Below are 18299 nucleotides of genomic sequence, written 5' to 3'. Positions count from 1 at the left end.
CGGCGGTGGATGTAGATGATTGAAAAGCACATACAGGCGTATAAGGATTACCTAAAAGGTATGAAATACAAGGACCTTGCTGAAAAATACGGAGTATCTATTAACACAATCAAATCTTGGAAACAGCGGCAGGGTTGGCAAAGAAAAAAGGGTGCACCTTCCAAGAAAAGTGTGCACACAAAAAAAGTAGGTGCACCGATTGGTAACAAAAATGCATTAGGGAATAAGGGTGGCGCACCAAAGAGAAATCAAAACGCTGTGACACATGGATTCTTCTCTAAATTCTTACCTAAAGACACACTCTCTATCATGGAAGAGATTCAGGAGCGCTCACCTGTCGATATGATATGGGATCAGATACAGATCCAATATGCTGCAATTATAAGGGCACAAAAAATCATGTTTGTTTCTGATAAGCAGGAAATCATTAAGGAATTGAAAAAGAAAAAGTCTGTCCTATCTGAGACAAACGAAGTCGAAGAGGAAGAATACGAATTTCAATTTTCTTGGGATCGTCATGCCACGTTCTTGAATGCTCAATCTAGGGCAATGGCAGAGCTCAGGAACCTTATAAAGCAGTTTGATGAATTAGCCCATTCGGAAGACGAACGACGCCTTAAATTGGAGCATATGCGCTTAAATATCAACAAGAAAAAATTAGAGATTGAAGAGCTTACAGAAGAAGATAAACCTTTTGAAATCACCATTGTGAACAAAGGTGATGACAGTGATTAAACAAGTAAATCCTCATTTTAAAGAATTTCTTTTTGACTGGAATCAAAAGTTTCAGTTTCTCGTTGGTGGTTATGGATCATCTAAAAGTTATCATGTGGCGCTCAAGATTGTTCTGAAATTGCTTATAGAAAAACGTACCGCTCTTGTTATCAGAGAAGTGTACGACACACATAGGGACTCAACATTTTCTCTTTTTGATGAACTTGTAAGTGATCTGAAATTAGATCATATCGTTAGGTGTGTGTCTTCTCCTATGCAGATTCGATTTTCAAATGGCAGCCGGATTATCTTTAAAGGGATGGATAAGCCAGCAAAACTGAAATCAATCAATAATATTTCGCTCATTTGGATTGAGGAATGTTCAGAAGTGAAATATGAGGGATTCAAGGAACTTCTTGGACGTCTTCGTCACCCGACTTTGCCGCTCCACATGATACTTTCAACAAATCCAGTTGGGGAGGACAATTGGACTTTTAAGCATTACTTCAAGGATGATAGGGAGAAGCGCTTTGTACTGGATGATAAGGAGCTTTATGAAAAGCGGATAATCATTAGCAACGACACCTATTATCATCACTCAACGGCAGATGATAATCTTTTTCTGCCAGAAAGCTATGTCCAGCAACTTGAAGAATTGAAGGAGTATGACCCAGACCTTTACCGGATTGCGCGGAAAGGTCATTTTGGCGTGAATGGAATTCGGGTACTACCGCAGTTTGAAGAGTGGCCGCATGAGAAGGTTATGACAGCAATCGCTAATATTAACCGCCCGCTTAAACGAGTTGGCATGGACTTTGGTTTTGTGGAGTCGTATAACGCTGTTGTTAGGGTTGCTGTGGATCATGAAAAGAAATATCTCTATATCTACTGGGAGTATTACAAAAATGGACTGACGGATGATAAGACAGCCGAAGAACTCAAGGAATTTGCAGAGACTAAAGAATTAATCAAATCGGATTCAGCAGAGCCCAAAACAATACGTTATTTTCAGCAACACGGTTTCAATATGGTAGGTGCCCGAAAGTACCAAGGATCACGCCTCCAATACACAAAGAAGATCAAACGTTTCAAGAAGATCATTTGCTCTGATCGTTGCGAGAACACGATTTATGAGCTTAAACCGCTCACTTATGCTACCGATAAGCTAGGGAACATCATAGAAGATGAGTTCACCATAGACCCGCATACACTATCAGCTATCTGGTACGCTCTCGATGATTATGAGGTAACCGATTTGAAAGAAGAATCTAAAGGAAGACCGCAAAGATCAAGACCAGGAAGGAGGTAAAGCATGTCAAAACAATCTGTTAAAGCACGAGTGATCAAAGCCTCTCCACCTACTGAATCAACAAAACAAATTTATGAAGATGAATTTGCGGACAGTTATGACAGCAATATTTTGCCGCCTCCGTATAACCTAAAAGAATTAAAAATGATTGCTGAGTATTCAACAATCTTACAGCAATGTGTTGATGCCTACAGGACAAATATTGTGGGCTTTGGGTTTGATTTTGAGTACTCGTTTGATGTGAATTCGCCAGATGTGACAAACAATGAAAAAACAGAAGCTGAAAATGAATGGACAAAGCTTGAAGAGTTCGTTAAATATCTTCACTTTGATGAGTCAGCTGAGACTTTACTCGGCTTTGTTATTGAAGACCGAGAAAAGACAGGGAATGGCTTTATCGAAGTGATTCGAAACGGTGAAAATAAGCCAGCCGGCATTGAATACATGGATGTTCAAAATGTACGAGTTTGCAAACCGTCGGAACCAATCGAAGTTGATTTTACATACTTCGAACAAGGACAAATGAAATCAATCAAAAGAGAGAAACGATTCCGAAAGTATGTTCAGATGATTGACGGCCGTATAGTTTACTTTAAAGAGTATGGTGATCCCCGCACTTTAAATTTAGAGACAGGTCAATATGATGAACAAACACCATTTGAAAAACGAGCAAATGAAGTGGTTCATTTCAAAATAGGAAGCGGTACTTATGGAAAGCCTCGATGGATTGGCCATATTGTTAATTTGTATGGTGCTCGAAAAGCTGAAGAGCTGAATTTCATGTATTTCAAACAAGGAAGACATATTCCCGCTGCCATTACAATTGAAAACGGAATGTTGTCAGAGGATTCTTACACACAATTGCAGGATTACATGAATGGGCTTGAGGGTGTGGAAAATGCTCATAAGTTTCTTTTACTTGAAGCGGAAGGCATAGAGAAGGGGAAAAACATTCATGGTGATGAAGAGATTGCTCCAGTGAAAGTTGATATTAAATCACTTGCTGAAATCCTTCAAGAGGATGCCTTGTTTCTTGAATATGACCAAAAGAGCCGAGACAAAATTAGATCGGCTTTTCGTTTGCCTCCACTTTATACTGGTGAAGCTCAAGATTACAACAGAGCGACAGCTGACACAGCAAGAAAGATTACTGAGGAACAAGTCTTTCAGCCTGAACGAAAGTTAATCACAGGTAAACTGAACGCTTTATTTCTAAATGATCTTGAGATTCATAAGGTTCGTCTTATGTTGAAAGGGCCTGACTTTAGAGACCCACTTGAGATTGCTAAGGTTCTAACACCGTTTATAACAGCTGGTGCAGTTTCTCCGAATGATTTACGCGATTTGGCTGGTAGAGTTCTTGGTAAGACGCTTGAAGAATGGCCAGAGGAAGAATACAATAGGCCGCTTGGTAAGACTAACGAATCGTCCGCTTCTGATCCTTTGGCTGCGCTGTTTAAATCTAAGACCGGTACTCCTAATATGATTGGGTTATTAAAAGATATGCGGGATGTTTTGGAGGATCTGAAGAGATGAACAAAACGGATAAGCTGTTGGAAAGTCTGAACGTATTCATTCAAAAAGCCGAGGAAAGTGAGAGAGAAAAGTTAGTGGAGAGTGTACCTGACTTCCCCGGCCTTTCTAAGATACCCGGCTTTGTAGAAGAATATGAAAAAGGCATTGCCAGATTGCTCAGACGCCAGCGTAAGAAGTTTTTAGATGGTCTTAAAGGTTTTGTAAGCAAAGATTCGAAAGAAACCTTAGAAGCCATTCTGGTGTTTTTTACGCAAAACTTATTTGCTGAGGATGATTTCGAGGTAGAATTTCAGGAACTGACTGAGGGATTCCTGCAGCAGACCATTGAAGAACTAGCAGAAGTGATCATGGACTCTATAGATCCAGAAGTGCCTTTTCAAGTCTTGTCTAACCGTACGATTAATTGGATTAAGGATTGGACAAAGAAGTTGGCTCGGATCATGAAGTTAAACACTCATGAAGCGGTGGAAAACGTGCTGACGGCTGCTATTGAAAACGGGTCATCCATTCAAGACATTGAATTGACTCTCAAAGACATGCCTCAATTTGATAGGGAACGGGCTCGCAAAACAGCCATCACTGAAGTGCTTGCCGCTTCCTCTGCCGCGCAGCATGAATCATATGCACAATCGCCAGCAGTAAAGAAAAAGAAATGGCGGCACAGCGGAGGGAAGAAAAACAACCCACGCGAGAATCATATCGACCTAGACGGTACAGTCATTGGAGTAGATGAAGAATTTCAGATACCAGGTAGTGGCGAGACCTGCATGTTTCCGCGAGATCCTAAACTATCGGCAGGGGAGCGGGTAAATTGCCATTGTGTTCTATCGCCTGTGATAGATAACGAGATTTTGGGGTTGTCAGCAGATGAAAAAGAAGAGATTCGAAGAGAAGTCTTAGCAAACATGGAATAAAATAGTATAATCTCCATAAGAAAATAGATTGGAGAATAATATGGATATCGTTAAAACAATACTAACGTCTTGGCCTTTAGCCACAGTAATAATCGTGTTTGCTATCAGGGGAAGTTTGAAAAAAATAATCGAGAATAGGCTCTTCAGTTTAAAAGTGGGGAATGTTGAAATCGCCTTTGATAAGCTTATAAAGGAAGCTGACGAGGGACTCAATCACTACGATAAAAATCTACAAGAAAAATTACAATCTAAGAGCGATAAAACTGATGAGGAGCACGGAGATGAACAAACCGAGGCTGATCAAAATGATGATGAAAAAATGCCGTTATTGACACTTAATGAACTGAAAGAAATTAGAAAAAATACAAAAACCCCTAAAGAGACAATACTTTATTCGTGGTTTTTGGTTTCATCTGAATTGAGGGACTTTGCGAATTCAATTGGTGAACAAAATCTTGAAGATGACATCGATATTATTATGACGCTATGGGTTAAGAAAGCTATAACGGATGATTTAGCTAAAGCACTTAATACTTTGAATGAAATATATAATGAATTTAAAGTAGTGAAACTGAAAAAATACCAAGTAAATGAGTTTCTTAAAAAATGTCTTATAGCAAAAAAACAATTACAAAATGCGAAAGAATTTTGGCTTGGAAGGGGGTGAAAACATGCCAAGAGAACTAATAAACGCAAAAATCACACATGTTTCTTACGTAGACAAGGCTGCTAATCAAAAGCAGTTCTTTTTTATGAAGTCAGAAAAGCAGCCGGATTTTCAAAAAGAAGTCAAGATCCTTGCGAAAGAAGCAGATGAACAAAAACTTGTTTATGGAATTGTATATGAACCAGATACAGTAGACGCCCACGGCGATTTCATGACAGCTGCAGAAATCGAAAAAGCTGCTCATGGATTCCTAAAAGATGCCCGAGAAATTGACAAGCAACATGATTTTCAGGGCGGTGTTGGCGAGGTGGTAGAGTCCTATGTCGCACCTGCTGACTTTAAAATGAATGGGGAAATCATCAAAAAGGGTTCATGGGTCCTTGTCACAAAGGCTTCCGAGGAAGTATGGGAGCAAATCAAAAAAGGCGAAATTACCGGTTATTCAATGGCAGGGACTGCTGAGACAATTGAAAAACAAGAAGAAAAGCCCGTTTCTCAAGAGAAAACAGATGAGAAAGGGCTTTTTAATTTGCTCAAAAACTTTTTTACGGGTAAGCAACAGCAATCATATGAAGAGCCAGTTACAAAGGCGGGCAGAAAATTTTCCGCTTCAAACCTGCAAGAAATCAAAAATGCTCACACCGCTCTTGGAAATTTACTGAGCCAAGTGGAAACAGAAGAGGGGGAAGAAGAAATGACTTCGGAGGAAGTAACAAAATCCATTCAAGAAGCATTAGAGCCAATTGAGAAGCGGCTCACAGAATTAGAAAAAGAAGATATTAAAAACAAAGATAAAGAGAAAACAGAAGAGGTTGAAAAAGAGGGCGAGAAGTTGAAAAAGGCAATTTCAGAAGCTGTTCAACCACTCGTTGATCGTATTGAAGCCATTGAAAAAAGCCGGGGAACATCTAAGCAAACCGAAGAATCGGGTTCTGAACAAGTTCAAAAATCAATCTGGTCAGGGTTGTTTTAATGTATAAGGAGGATATGAATGAGAAATCAAGAGGTTATTAATAAAGCAGAAATGACGCTTTCTACTTTAGAGAGCGGTGGGATTATGAATCCTACTCAAGCTTCAACATTTATTCGAATGGTTCAAGATACGCCAACGATTTTAAGAGATGCGCGTGTTATTCAAATGGATCATGACACACAGAAAATCGAGAAGATCGGTTTTGGTCAGCGTATTTTAAGGGCAGCCCAAGAGGGAGTTGCGCTAACTAAAGATCAAAAGTCTGTTCCATCAACTAGTACAGTTAACTTAAGCACAAAAGAAGTAATTGCAGAAGTTAACATTACCTATGACACACTTGAAAACAACATTGAAAAAGAAGGCCTACAGAATACAATCATGCAAATGATAGCAGAACGTGCTGCGGTTGATATTGAAGAGTTGCTTGTAAATGGGGATACATCTTCGTCCGACTCATATCTTGCACAATTAGATGGCATCAGAAAACAAGCTACATCTCATATTGTTGATGCTGCAGGTGAAGAACTGACACGGCAAACGTTCAAGCGGGGATACAAAGCTGTACCTCCTAAATATTTGCGAATTCCGCAGGAGTTCCGTTTCTATACATCGCCTGGTATTGAGGTTGAATGGAAAGATCGTGTAGCAGATCGTCAAACAAATTTAGGGGATGCAGCTGTTCAAGGTGGCCTTTCATCTGCTTTTGGTGTTCCAATCAAAGGTATTGCAAATTTACAGCCTTATACGATTGGAGAGGGAGATACTGCAGCCGATGTTTCTGATATCATCCTAACTCATCCGAAGAATATTATTCTCGGATTCTCTCGTAACATTCGGATTGAAGTAGATAAGGACATCCGTCGCCGTATGTTTATCATTGTTTTGACAGCGAAATTGGATAGTGTTTTTGAAGAAGAGGACGCCGTAGCCAAGATCGTGAAAGTGAAGGAGTAGGTGGTCTGGTGTGTTTACTGCAAAGCTTATTAAAGGCAAAACATACAATGTGATGGGAATAACCTTTCGAGCAGGTGTCAGTCAAACAGTACCGAAAAAGCTCTATGAGTATTTAAATGAAAATCCATATTTTGTACTAACCCAAGAGCTTAATAATCAAAAGGATGATCCGATAAATTATACTGAATCGGAATTGAAAGGTATGAATAAAGCAGAGCATGAATCCATTATTTCTAATCTTGGTGGCAATCCGTCTGACTTCAAAAACGCAGATGAAAGAATTGCCTACATCCTTAACCAAATAGATAACAAAGGGGAGTGACCTTATGCTGTTAATCACTCCCGATGAATTAAAGAGTTATTCAGTTTTTGAGTCTGTAAAGACCAGGCCTGACGAGTTGTTAAAACAGGATATCCTTGAGGCAACTGCCGATATCATTCTTAAAGTTGGACATGATTTTTCAGATGCAGAGTATATTCCTTTGCCTGAAACGGTTCGACTGGCCCTATTAAAGTTGTCTCAGTTTTATGCTCTTATAAATGGCGACGAGTCAATTATTAAAGGATATACAACTGAAAAAATTGGTGATTATTCTTATACTCTAAGGGATGGCAGTTCTCTTCAAAAACCTGATGTGTATGCATTAATAAAAGATTATGTAAAACCGGCTGACCCTGATTTAGAAGGGGTTGAAGCGAAAGTGCGGATGAGATCAATATGAGTTATCGATCTTTACTGACTCACAGATGTGACATTTACCATCTGCAGGAGAAAAAAGAAAATAGAAAGCAAAAATTCGGGGTGCCGGTTGAAGATGTTCAACCGGTTTTTTCGTACCCTGATGAGCCGGACATAGAAAATCAGCCGTGTTATTTTACAGAAAAGAGTCAGTCCATTATCCAACAGGAGCCAAATGTATCTATTTATCAATCTTTCCTTGTGCATTTCCCTGCTACTGCTGATATTCGAGTAAATGACAGGGCGGTTTGGGATGGTACTGCTTATAAATTACAGAAGCCCCGCAAAGTCAGGAATCATCATTGGGAAGTTACGGCAGTACGGGAGGTTGAATATTTGTGAAGATCAAAGGTCTTAATCAGTTCATTCAGTCATTAAACCGTGCTTCTCGAGGAGGGGTGCAAAGGAAATACGAGGAGTGGCTTGAAGCTATGGGTTTTGAGTTCCTAGACATTATTCAAGATGAAATTATCAGGACGAAGACGGTAGACACACGCCGCTTGCTTAATTCCTTTCAGAAAGGTGACCAGGATAATATCTTTTCAATGACAAAAGGCAGCTTAAAGTTGGATATTGGAACAAATCTGGAATACGCCTCATACGTCAATGACGGGCACTTTACTATCGATCCGTCTAAAAATCAGGATAGACGGTGGGTTCCAGGGCGGTGGAAAGGCAACCGTTTCGAATATGACCCTGCCGAAAGAAATTCCGGTATGCTGCTGAAGTTCCAATGGGTAGACGGTTCTGGCTTTTGGGATAACGCCATGGCTATATTTCAGTTGATGTTTGAGAGAAGCCTTGAGCGGAAACTGCAGCAATGGATTGATGAAGAATTTTAAGGCGGTGTTGCCATGAATCAAGAAGTAGGTTCAATTATGGGCTATCTATACAAACTGTATCCTGTTCAAGTGTATGAAGAAGAAATACCGCAGGACTTTGCTGTTCCGTCTCTTTACTTTCCACCCGTTTCCACAGTCGATGGGGTGGACACAGTATCCACGTTTCAGAAATCCTATGTTTTAAACGTGAAACTCTTTCACGAGAACGCACAGAAAGCCCATAACGAAGCGGAAAGAATTGCGGATACACTTAGAAGCAATAGAGGCATAATTCCGCTCATGCAGGAATCTGGCGAGGATACGGGGGATTTTATTCGGCTATCTCGAATAGAAACGCGGGTATCAGACGATTACGCGACCATTGTCTTAAACTGGACGAGTCGTTATTGGTATGAGCGGGAGGAACAACGTTCAATTAATGGTTTTAAATTTAAAAGTGGGGTGAAATGATGGCCACTAAAAAAGAGAAAGCGGAAAATGCTTTTTATATTAGGGATTTGCGAGAGCACAGTCGAGAACTCTTTGGGGTAAAACCCGAGGTGTTTGACGGTGCTCTTTTTCATGTTCATAAAACGAGTATTACAAAATCGGAAGCGAAGAAGTTAATTAATCAGTTTCTTCAAAAGGAGGTCAAATAGATGAACGGCGGAACATTCACACCCGGCAAGGAAAAAGAGCGTGCCGGTATTTACTTTAACTTCAAAACGACCGCGGAGAACCGTGTTTCTGCCGGAGAACGTGGAACAGTTGCGCTGCCGATAGCATCCGGCTGGGGTGAGGTAAAGAAATTCATTTCTATCTCTTCCATCGAGGACTTGAATAAAAAAGTAGGGTTGAATATTGATGATCCATCGCTGTTGCTTTTACGTGAGGCAATGAAAAAGGCAAGTACAGCCTTGCTTTATCGTCTGACGGAAGGTCTTCGTGCTTCAGCAGACATTAGCGAAGGTGTAAAAGCTACTGCTCTTTATGGTGGCACTAAAGGAAATGACATCATTATCAGCATCACGGAGAATGTTATTGACTCTTCGAAAGTTGATGTCACTACCTACCTTGATCAGTCAGAAGTTGATAAACAAACAGTTTCTAAAGCTGAAGAGCTTAAACAAAATAACTATGTCACGTTTACGGGGAAAGGGGATTTAACAGTCACTATTCCGTTAACCGGTACGGCCCCTGAAGACGTCAGCGGTGCTCTTCCGGCAACTTCCGGAATCCGCTTGTCAGGTGGAACAGACAAAACACCGACAAATGCCGATTATACAGCTTTCTTGGAAGCGGCTGAAACGGAATACTTTGATACAATCGTACTGCCTGTAGAGGATAACGAGCAATTAAAAGCAACGTTTGTTGCGTTTATCAAACGGCTGAGAGACAACCAAGGGCAAAAAGTTCAAGGTGTTCTTTCAAATTACAAGGGAGACCATGAGGGTATTATCAATGTAACTGGTGGCGTCCTGCTTGAAGATGGAACAGAGATCACTCCAGAAAAAGCTACTGCTTGGGTTGCAGGCGCAAGTGCGGGGGCTACATTTAATCAATCACTTACATTTGTAGAATACGAGGGAGCTGTAGATGTCCTTAACCGAATTGACAACGACGAAATCGTTGAACGATTGTCAAATGGGGAATTTTTGTTTACTTATGATTCTCGTGATAAATCAGTATCGGTTGAAAAGGACATTAATTCACTCACAAGCCTAACAGCAGAGAAAAATAAGATGTTCCAGAAAAACAAAATTGTCCGTGTACTTGATGCAATCAATAATGACCTGACATCTCAATTAAAAGCATTGATCAAGTCTCGCAAAGCAAGCGGCAGTGACGTTCCCGCTACAAATGACGGACTGCAGTTTGTAAAAACGCTGATTACTCAATACTTGAGTGTTCTTCAAGATAACGGGGGCATTACTGATTTTGATTCAGAGAATGACATTACAATTGCTCTGAATAATGATCGAGACGGCTTTCTAATTGATCTCGCCGTTCAACCAGTCGATGCAGCTGAAAAATTCTACTTTAACGTTGAGGTGAAATAAGAATGGCATTAAAAGCGCAAAACACCATTTCAGGTAAAGAGGGCAGGCTGTTTCTTGATGGAGAAGAAATGGCCCATATCAAAACCTTTGAAGCCAACGTGGAGAAAAACAAATCCGAGGTCAATATCATGGGCCGCCGAATGACGGGGCATAAAACAACCGGTGCAAATGGAACAGGGACAGCCACTTTTTATAAAGTGACTTCTCAATTTGTTCTTATTATGATGGATTATGTAAAAACAGGAAGTGATCCTTACTTCACTTTACAAGCTGTACTAGATGACGCATCTTCAGGGCGTGGTACTGAACGAGTCACCTTGTACGACGTGAACTTTGATTCTGCGAAAATCGCTGGGCTTGATGTTGATTCAGAAGCATTAGAGGAAGAGGTGCCGTTCACCTTTGAGGATTTTGATGTTCCTGAACAGTTAAAATCAACATTTTAAGTCTTTTGTATGTTTTTTTGAAAAATTATTTTTTTGATTTAGATAAAAAAATAATATATACTCAATATATATTGATCGATCATAAAATGAGATTGGTCAAACCAGAAAAGGGTTACCATCTTATGTTTTTGCATAAAATATAAAAGCCAGAGTGTTGGCGCACTCTAGCTTTTTGAAGCTGTTACCCTAGCTTTTCTTCGTTTGACACGTGAGATCCCTCTGTTGATACTCTCGTGTCTTTCTTATTCTTTTGTTCTAAATAGAGTTCCGCAATCTTTAGCACCAAACCGGCGTAGGTTGCGATAACCATAAGAAGGTCAGTGTTCATTATATTTCACCTCCCCTCAGGGGGCATTTAGATGAACTCATGTACCAACCTCCTTCACATTTAGAATGAAGATAGGCATATAGCTTCAAGAGTCTATTATAACTGAAAATATGGAAAATGGAAAATGCATTCAGAACTGTTGAATGTTTTTTTATTTTTGAAATGCATTTCTTGTAACGCATTTCAGCTCTTAAAAACCTTAAAATCTATGGGGATCTAGTGGAACCTAACGGAATTGAGAGGAATCTACGACTTACCACTTGATAACTCCGATTGTTAATATTAATATTGATGTTAACAAGTTAACTTTAGTATTAGTACTAACTTTAGTATTAGTACTAATACTAGTAACATTAAGGTATTCATGAATACCTATGTAATGCATTTCGTTATTCTTGGTTTTCCATGTATTTCTTGAACAAGAAATGCATAAAATAAAAAAATACCGGAGTGCGGCAACACTCCGGCCTGTACAAATGCTGGCCCCTCATTGGAGCGCTGGCTATGGGTACGTATGGACCAACCCTAGAAGTTTCTCAGGCCTCAAAGGGTGGTCTATTTCTTTTTGTCTATATATGTCAACAAGGCGAGAATAAACATTCCCGTTCCAAGCATTAAACTAAGCGCTTGAAATGTCGACATAGGCGTCACCCCCTTTCAGGGGATTTAGCCAGCAGACCACCTTTGAGTTAGCCGTGCAAATGTACAGGAATAATTATACACTAGACAACCATTTTTGTGGTTGTCTTTTTTGTTGGCCTAAAATTGATTCTAATTTCAAAGGAGCTAATAGACATGAGCGAAAAACAAAACGGAAAAACTTATGATCTTTCATTCTTTATGCCAGGACAAACAATTGAAGCGGAAGAAGTTGAAGTACCTATCTCAAAGCGGTTTGTGGACAAGCAAGGAAAGGTGATTCCGTTTGTATTCAAAGCAATTACGACTGAACGAATTGACGAACTTGAGAAAGAGAATACGACTTACAAGAATGTAAAAGGTCGCGGCCGTGTAAAGGACTTGGACAGCCAACGCTTTTATGCTCGGATTGCGGTTGAAACGACTGTTTACCCGAACTTTAAAGCTAAGGAACTACGTGAGGCCTACAAAACAGAAGATCCGGTGGAAGTTGCAAAACGTGTTCTTTCAGTCGGCGGTGAGTATGCGAACTGGCTAAACAAAGCAATTGAAATCAATGGATTTGATGATGATCTCGAAGACCTTGAAGAAGCAGCAAAAAACTAATAAAAGACGGGGACAAAGAAGCTGTATATCTTTACTATGCTATGCATGAGCTCAAATACGCCCCGTCAGAATTAAGAGAACTATATGAGGCACCGCGACAATTCAAGGCGCTCTTATATGGGTTTATCAGTTATAAGCTTGAGCTGTTAGAAGAAGAAGCGAAGAAGGGAGGTAATTAACTATGGCTAAACTAACAGCCACGTTTGAATTACATGATAAGATTTCCCGCAAGCTTCGAATGATACAAGGCAATGCTAAAAGACTTAAGAGGGCCGCTAATGGCCCTCTTATTTTTGACGCTGAAGACCGGACTGAAAGAGTTATGCGGCGAATTGACCGATCTGCCAACCGTTTGACCGGTCGGGCTCGATCGATTGAAGTGGATTTAGATGATCGAGCTTCAAATGGCTTACATTCTATACGTCAGCAAGCTGAGGATCTTACCGAGAGCCGCCATGAGGTGACGGTTTCCGTAAATGATCTAGCTACACCGCGTTTTCGCTTAATCCGTGGAGGTCTGTCTGATTTGAATCGCTCGCACGCTGAGCCAACTGTTTCAGTTCGTGATCGAGCTTCAAACCAATTAGATGAGATCCGTCGTCAAGTGTCCGATGTAGATAGCGAACATGCAGAGCCAACTGTTTCAATTAAGGATAGAGCTTCAGCGGCTCTTGATGCAATTGAAGCGAAAATAGACAGCTTGAAGGATGCTACCATTACTCTGGCAGTTGCAGGTGGTTTTTCTGCAGGTTCAATTATGGGTTCTGGTAAAAGTACAATGTCTCAGGATGCTTATGTGTCAGCAACTGCAAACGTTAATAAAAAAGATGTTGCAAGAATGACGGATCAGATCTATTTCAACAATAAAGCGGGCAGTTCTCGGGAAGAAGTCAGTTTATCTCTAAGAAACTTATCGCAACAGACAGGGGCGTCTAAAAAAGCTCTGGCTGAATTGACTGAGTCGTCAAGTAAGATCGCCCAGCTCATGAATGCTGATCAGGCAGAGGTAGATCGCGCTTTCAGTTCAATGTATAACAACTTGAAATTGTCCGGGAAACAAAGCGGAGACTTAATTGCTTATGTATATCGGAATGCCGGTGACCAAGCTGACGATTTATTGGACACGATGAATGAATACAGTTCCACCTTTAAAGACTTGAAGCTCACAGGCGGCCAAATTGCAAACGCCATGATAAAAGGAACAAAGGGTGGCGCCAGAAACTTCGATAACCTAGCCGATAGTATGCGTGAGTTTAACATCCGCCGAACCGAAATGTCTGATAGCCAAGTGGACGCATTTAAAACGCTGTTCGGAGCCAAGGAAACTAAGAAAATGTTCAAGGGCTTCAAAGATGGTTCAATAAGCGGAGAGGAAAGTTTATTTAGGGTGGCAAAAGCCCTTTCTAAAGTGAAAGACAAAACAAAGCGGGCTGCCATTGCGACTGAGCTTATCGGTACACAATATGAAGACCTTAAGCAGCCTATTTTAGATATGGCTGAGGGTATTGGTACAAGTGCCAAAACAAGCGGTGAATTGGAACGAAGTTTTACGAAACTTCGGGATAATAACCCGATGACACCGGTTAATGATGCCATGAGAGATTTTGAAAGCATATCTAAGGATATGGGAACCTCTCTGCTAACTGGATTAGGGCCGGCCTTTGATAAAATCAGCTCGTTCATTAACAGTAAAGAAGGTCAGGAAAAGCTTAAAGAGATCAAAAAAGATATTGCCGATCTTGGTGAGGAGATAGGTGATAAGTTAAACGTAGCCATTGAGTGGAGCGTCAACCATTGGGATGATTTGAAAACAGCGATTAAAGTTGTGATCCCTTCTTTAATTGGGTTGATTGGTTATTTGAAAATACTACGTCCGCTGTTAAAAGGGATAGGTACTGTCGGAAGTGATGCAGCAGGCGTAATCCGAAAGTTAATTCCAAAACGTACTCCTAAAGCTGTCACTAATACGCAAAGTGAAAGGAGGAACAGAAACAGTAATCGTAATGCCAGCACAAGGAGCAGAGAATCGAAAACTGCCACAGGTCCAACGAGTTTACCTCGTAGCGGCAGCTTAACATGTTGCTGTTGTAGCGATGGGGGTAAAAATGATCGCATTCGTAGAAGACGAGGGAAAAGAGTTTTAGGTCGACGCGGTAATCCAAACCGAATGAACCCTTCTGACAGTTCAATTGCTGTGTCATCTGAACGGTTGGAGAGAAGGCGTTCCGGTAGAACTGTAGGTACTAATCCAACCAGAGATTCAAGATCAGCAATAACCACTACGAGATCGGAACTATACTCAGCAGGTAGAGCTGCAGGCGGTACATCGAAGTTCGGGAAAGTTTTAAGTCCTCTGAAAAGTGTTGGTAAGTTTACAAAGGGAGTTCCTCTATTAGGAACAGCGTTAGCGGTAACCGATTTAATTGGGATGAATAAAGACAATGTTGGTGAAAAAATTGGATCAGCTGGCGGTGGCCTTGCTGGAGCGGCTACAGGAGCAGCTATTGGCAGTGTTTTTCCAGGAGTGGGAACAGCTATTGGTGGATTAGTTGGCGGTATAGCAGGCACCATGGGCGGCTCAAGTTTAGGTAAGGCGTTTGATGGTTCAGAAGTAAAAAAGAAACTAGACAGTACATTATTTGATCAAAAATGGTGGTCTGAAAAATGGTCCGGCATTAAGAGTAATGCGAAGACTTCTCTCAATGGGTTAAGTGATACATGGTCTAATGTAAAAGAAAAGGTGAAGTCCACTTTATTTAATAATGAATGGTGGTCTGAAAAGTGGTCTGGTGTTAAAAGCTGGGCACAGGACAAATGGAATAGTGCATCATCTGTTTGGGAGTCCGTAAAGGGAAAAATAAAATCCACTTTATTTAGTGAGAAGTGGTGGTCAGGAAAGTGGGAAGGCGTAAAAGGTTGGGCTCAAAGTAAATGGGACAGCGCGTCTTCTGTTTGGCAATCTGTTAAAGGAAAGCTGAAATCCACTTTATTTAGTGAGAAATGGTGGTCAGGAAAATGGGAAAGTGTAAAGAGCTGGTCAAAAAATAAATGGGACAATGCTAAATCAATATGGAAAAGTGTTAAGAGTTCCATCTCAGAAACCCTTTTTAGTAAGAAGTGGTGGTCTGAAAAGTGGCAAAATGTAAAGGAATTGGGAAGCAGTATTTTAGGCGGAGTAAAAGAAGTTGGTGGTAAAGTAGCTTCAAGTGCGAAAAAAACTGCTGGTAAAGCGTGGGGATATGTGAAGAGTGGCGTAAACTATTTATTTGGTACGGGAAAAGAAAAGCCAAAGAAACATGCTACTGGTGGTTACATTACGAAGCCAACGATTTCTTGGATTGGTGAAGCTGGTAAAGAATTTGTTATCCCTGTTGAGAATAATAAAGGGCGCGGCAAAATGCTCCTTTCTCAAGCTGCTTCAAAATTAGGGATGAGTGTAGTTGATGATATAGCGTCTGCTTCATCTGCAGGAGGTGAACCAGCAACTTCCCCGCTAATCCGTAGAGCGGCGGTGACTACTTCTGTATCTCCTATAATTGACACATCCAGTCTTGATGAACAAGCGAATTCATTTGGTCAACAGTTCACTAAAGGCTTTGATCAAGGAATTGGAGATAATGTTGTTTCTATGGAATCTTGGAAACAGAAAAACGTTGGACAGCCAATGAACAATTTAATCTCTTATTCTCCGAATTACGGAAAGCAAGTGGTCAATGGATATGCTAAAGGTCAGAACAGCACTTCGACCGGTACAGATGGCTTCTTGCAGACGAAGGTTAAAACGCCATTTCAGAACACTGTTAATAAATCTTCATCATGGGGAAGCGGAACGATCAAAGGTTTTGCTTCTGGACAAAATAGTTCACAAACTGGTACTGATCAATACGTCAGCACTCATATTAACAAGCCGTTTATCCGATCTAAAGAATCATCAAACGGATGGGGAAGCAGTATGATCGGGAATTTTGTTTCAGGCATGACTTCTAAGGCAAGTGAAGTCCATGAAGCTGCCGAGGAACTGGCGAAAAAAGTTGAGATGGCATTTCGTGAAGAGCTTGATATTCACTCACCTTCCCGTGTCATGATGAGTCTCGGTCGCTTTGCCTCTATAGGTATTGTAAAAGGTCTGGATTCAGTTGATGTGAAAAAGTTTGCTGAAAAACAAGCAGGCTCACTAGCTGCTGCTTATTCCGGAATGGGAGCAGTAAGCGGAAATGTGAAGCAATGGCTTATGGCTGCTATCATGGCTACAAAGACGCCGGTGAGCTGGCTCCCAGGGCTGATGACAATTGCTCAGCATGAGTCAGGCGGTAATCCGAAGGCAATCAACTTATGGGATAGTAATGCGAAAGCAGGACATCCATCTCAGGGGCTCATGCAGACAATCCCAAGTACCTTCAACGCACACAAATTGCCAGGCATGAATAACATTCTTAACCCGATTCACAACGCTGCTGCTGCGATTGGCTATATCAAAAGCAGATATGGATCAATTAATAATGTACCAGGCATTAGAAGCATGAGGCACGGAGGTCCATATGTTGGCTACGCTAACGGCGGACTTATTACCAAAGAGCAGATTGCACGTGTCGGTGAAGGAAACAAACGGGAATGGATCATTCCGGAGGAGCGAGGCATCCGTGGACGTTATTTATTAGCCCAAGCAGCTAAGGCACTCGGAATGGAAGTCACAGACCCATCTCAAAAAGGTCAAACTGAATTATCTTCCGGTCAGGTAACAGCAGCTACAACAGGCAGTCAGCAAACAACTGTTACAGCATCAGGAGGTAAAGAGGTTATTATTCAATTTAATGGCGATCAGCATTTTCACAATGACAAAGACATGAACAGCCTTGTAGCTAAGATTAAGCAGGCCCTTGTCGATGAGCTTGAACAGGATATCAACATTGGAACGAAGGGAGTCGTTGCTTTTGACTAAATCCATATATGAATTCTGGATTTCGCAAGGGAAGGACAAGCTGCGGCTTCCTGTCCTTCCTGAACAAATTGATATTTCAAACACAATTCAAAATGAATCAGTAAAAGTGGCTAGTTTTGGGGAGATCACTTTTATTGATAAACCGAGAGCGAAAGAAATTTCGTTCTCTTCTTTTTTTCCAAAGAAACACAGTCCGCTTGCTGAGTATAAAGGATTTCCTTCTCCTGAAAATGCTATTGCAAAGATCGAGAAATGGGTGAAATCTAAAAAGCCGGTTCAATTCTTAATTACTGGAACGAAAATTAATTTAACTTGCAGTATCGAGGTTTTTTCTTATAGCGAGGGCCAAAAAGATATAGGTGATCGTGATTATGAAATAAAGCTGAAGGAATACAAAACTGCTTCGCCGCGGAAGATCAAGCAGAAGAAAAAGACGAAGAAGAAACGGCCATCTAAATCAGCTCCTAAAACGTACACCGTTAAGAAAGGCGATACACTGTGGGACCTTGCCGGCAAATTTTATGGAGACAGCACAAAATGGCGCAAGATCTGGAACGTCAATAAAAAGGCTATGATCAAACGAAGCAAACGGAATATCAGGCAGCCAGGGCACTGGATCTTTCCTGGTCAAAAATTAAAGATACCGCAGTAAGC

19 protein-coding genes are annotated in these 18299 nt (G+C 40.9%); all 19 read left to right on the top strand.

Translation table 11 applies throughout. From position 1 onward, the window contains the following. Window positions 1-15: 15 nt before the first annotated feature. The 19 genes from terS to NYE28_RS13865 all read left to right on the top strand — a co-directional run bounded on the left by terS (window position 16) and on the right by NYE28_RS13865 (window position 18297). The gene (gene terS, locus NYE28_RS13955) at window positions 16-735 is read left to right on the top strand and encodes a phage terminase small subunit (RefSeq protein WP_342490132.1); all 720 of its coding nucleotides are present in this window, start codon (window positions 16-18) and stop codon (window positions 733-735) included. After that, window positions 728-2023 carry a PBSX family phage terminase large subunit gene (locus tag NYE28_RS13950; protein ID WP_342490131.1) on the top strand — a complete coding sequence of 432 codons (1296 nt, stop codon included), beginning with the start codon at window positions 728-730 and terminating at the stop codon, window positions 2021-2023. Before terS ends, NYE28_RS13950 begins: the two co-directional genes overlap by 8 nt. Before the next feature lie 3 nt (window positions 2024-2026). Beyond that, window positions 2027-3559 (top strand): phage portal protein, encoded by a 1533-nt coding sequence (locus tag NYE28_RS13945; RefSeq protein ID WP_342490130.1) that lies wholly within the window; start codon window positions 2027-2029, stop codon window positions 3557-3559. After that, on the top strand, window positions 3556-4473 hold the full coding sequence (locus NYE28_RS13940) for a phage minor head protein (RefSeq protein WP_342490129.1): 918 nt from the start codon (window positions 3556-3558) through the stop codon (window positions 4471-4473). Before NYE28_RS13945 ends, NYE28_RS13940 begins: the two co-directional genes overlap by 4 nt. Before the next feature lie 40 nt (window positions 4474-4513). After that, window positions 4514-5140: a hypothetical protein gene (locus NYE28_RS13935; protein ID WP_213400193.1), complete on the top strand. Its 627-nt coding sequence runs from the start codon at window positions 4514-4516 to the stop codon at window positions 5138-5140. 4 nt (window positions 5141-5144) lie between these two features. Next, the gene (locus tag NYE28_RS13930) at window positions 5145-6113 is read left to right on the top strand and encodes an XkdF-like putative serine protease domain-containing protein (RefSeq protein WP_268292854.1); all 969 of its coding nucleotides are present in this window, start codon (window positions 5145-5147) and stop codon (window positions 6111-6113) included. A gap of 18 nt (window positions 6114-6131) precedes the next feature. Continuing rightward, window positions 6132-7067, top strand: coding sequence for a phage major capsid protein (locus NYE28_RS13925; protein WP_095252408.1), 936 nt, complete (start codon window positions 6132-6134; stop codon window positions 7065-7067). A 10-nt stretch (window positions 7068-7077) separates the two neighbouring features. Continuing rightward, on the top strand, window positions 7078-7389 hold the full coding sequence (locus NYE28_RS13920; protein WP_152425538.1) for a YqbF domain-containing protein: 312 nt from the start codon (window positions 7078-7080) through the stop codon (window positions 7387-7389). A gap of 4 nt (window positions 7390-7393) precedes the next feature. Further along, complete coding sequence (locus NYE28_RS13915; protein ID WP_342490128.1) at window positions 7394-7789, top strand: DUF3199 family protein; 396 nt, start codon at window positions 7394-7396, stop codon at window positions 7787-7789. Beyond that, complete coding sequence (locus tag NYE28_RS13910) at window positions 7786-8148, top strand: YqbH/XkdH family protein (RefSeq protein WP_342490127.1); 363 nt, start codon at window positions 7786-7788, stop codon at window positions 8146-8148. The genes NYE28_RS13915 and NYE28_RS13910 overlap by 4 nt, the downstream gene beginning before the upstream one ends. Continuing rightward, window positions 8145-8648: an HK97 gp10 family phage protein gene (locus NYE28_RS13905; protein WP_342490126.1), complete on the top strand. Its 504-nt coding sequence runs from the start codon at window positions 8145-8147 to the stop codon at window positions 8646-8648. Before NYE28_RS13910 ends, NYE28_RS13905 begins: the two co-directional genes overlap by 4 nt. A gap of 12 nt (window positions 8649-8660) precedes the next feature. Next, the gene (locus NYE28_RS13900) at window positions 8661-9098 is read left to right on the top strand and encodes a DUF6838 family protein (RefSeq protein ID WP_342490125.1); all 438 of its coding nucleotides are present in this window, start codon (window positions 8661-8663) and stop codon (window positions 9096-9098) included. After that, window positions 9095-9286 (top strand): hypothetical protein, encoded by a 192-nt coding sequence (locus tag NYE28_RS13895; protein WP_342490124.1) that lies wholly within the window; start codon window positions 9095-9097, stop codon window positions 9284-9286. The genes NYE28_RS13900 and NYE28_RS13895 overlap by 4 nt, the downstream gene beginning before the upstream one ends. Next, the gene (locus NYE28_RS13890) at window positions 9287-10687 is read left to right on the top strand and encodes a phage tail sheath family protein (protein WP_342490123.1); all 1401 of its coding nucleotides are present in this window, start codon (window positions 9287-9289) and stop codon (window positions 10685-10687) included. It abuts the gene before it with no gap. Between the two features lie 2 nt (window positions 10688-10689). Next, a complete protein-coding gene (locus NYE28_RS13885; protein WP_342490122.1) occupies window positions 10690-11133 on the top strand; it encodes a phage tail tube protein in 444 nt (147 codons plus the stop codon). A 1123-nt stretch (window positions 11134-12256) separates the two neighbouring features. Then, window positions 12257-12706, top strand: a complete 450-nt coding sequence (locus tag NYE28_RS13880) for a phage portal protein (RefSeq protein WP_342490121.1) — start codon at window positions 12257-12259, stop codon at window positions 12704-12706. A gap of 41 nt (window positions 12707-12747) precedes the next feature. After that, window positions 12748-12885: a hypothetical protein gene (locus tag NYE28_RS13875; RefSeq protein ID WP_289859369.1), complete on the top strand. Its 138-nt coding sequence runs from the start codon at window positions 12748-12750 to the stop codon at window positions 12883-12885. 2 nt (window positions 12886-12887) lie between these two features. Next, window positions 12888-17645: a phage tail tape measure protein gene (locus tag NYE28_RS13870; RefSeq protein WP_342490120.1), complete on the top strand. Its 4758-nt coding sequence runs from the start codon at window positions 12888-12890 to the stop codon at window positions 17643-17645. Beyond that, a complete protein-coding gene (locus tag NYE28_RS13865; RefSeq protein WP_342490119.1) occupies window positions 17638-18297 on the top strand; it encodes a LysM peptidoglycan-binding domain-containing protein in 660 nt (219 codons plus the stop codon). The genes NYE28_RS13870 and NYE28_RS13865 overlap by 8 nt, the downstream gene beginning before the upstream one ends. The last annotated feature ends 2 nt before the right edge of the window (window positions 18298-18299 follow it).

It is taken from the genome of Bacillus sp. FSL R5-0443, assembly GCF_038608285.1.
GTDB classification, from domain to species: domain Bacteria; phylum Bacillota; class Bacilli; order Bacillales; family Bacillaceae; genus Bacillus; species Bacillus velezensis.
The sequence above is the reverse complement of the archived record's forward strand: the minus strand, read 5'-3'. Positions and strand labels throughout refer to the sequence as shown.

Coding starts and splice junctions, on each gene's coding strand:
- NYE28_RS13945 (WP_342490130.1), top strand. CDS start 2,027: ATGTCAAAACAATCTGTTAAAGCACGAGTGATCAAAGCCTCTCCACCT.
- NYE28_RS13940 (WP_342490129.1), top strand. CDS start 3,556: ATGAACAAAACGGATAAGCTGTTGGAAAGTCTGAACGTATTCATTCAA.
- NYE28_RS13870 (WP_342490120.1), top strand. CDS start 12,888: ATGGCTAAACTAACAGCCACGTTTGAATTACATGATAAGATTTCCCGC.
- NYE28_RS13935 (WP_213400193.1), top strand. CDS start 4,514: ATGGATATCGTTAAAACAATACTAACGTCTTGGCCTTTAGCCACAGTA.
- NYE28_RS13925 (WP_095252408.1), top strand. CDS start 6,132: ATGAGAAATCAAGAGGTTATTAATAAAGCAGAAATGACGCTTTCTACT.
- NYE28_RS13930 (WP_268292854.1), top strand. CDS start 5,145: ATGCCAAGAGAACTAATAAACGCAAAAATCACACATGTTTCTTACGTA.
- NYE28_RS13895 (WP_342490124.1), top strand. CDS start 9,095: ATGATGGCCACTAAAAAAGAGAAAGCGGAAAATGCTTTTTATATTAGG.
- NYE28_RS13900 (WP_342490125.1), top strand. CDS start 8,661: ATGAATCAAGAAGTAGGTTCAATTATGGGCTATCTATACAAACTGTAT.
- NYE28_RS13915 (WP_342490128.1), top strand. CDS start 7,394: ATGCTGTTAATCACTCCCGATGAATTAAAGAGTTATTCAGTTTTTGAG.
- terS (WP_342490132.1), top strand. CDS start 16: ATGATTGAAAAGCACATACAGGCGTATAAGGATTACCTAAAAGGTATG.
- NYE28_RS13880 (WP_342490121.1), top strand. CDS start 12,257: ATGAGCGAAAAACAAAACGGAAAAACTTATGATCTTTCATTCTTTATG.
- NYE28_RS13910 (WP_342490127.1), top strand. CDS start 7,786: ATGAGTTATCGATCTTTACTGACTCACAGATGTGACATTTACCATCTG.
- NYE28_RS13885 (WP_342490122.1), top strand. CDS start 10,690: ATGGCATTAAAAGCGCAAAACACCATTTCAGGTAAAGAGGGCAGGCTG.
- NYE28_RS13890 (WP_342490123.1), top strand. CDS start 9,287: ATGAACGGCGGAACATTCACACCCGGCAAGGAAAAAGAGCGTGCCGGT.
- NYE28_RS13875 (WP_289859369.1), top strand. CDS start 12,748: ATGCATGAGCTCAAATACGCCCCGTCAGAATTAAGAGAACTATATGAG.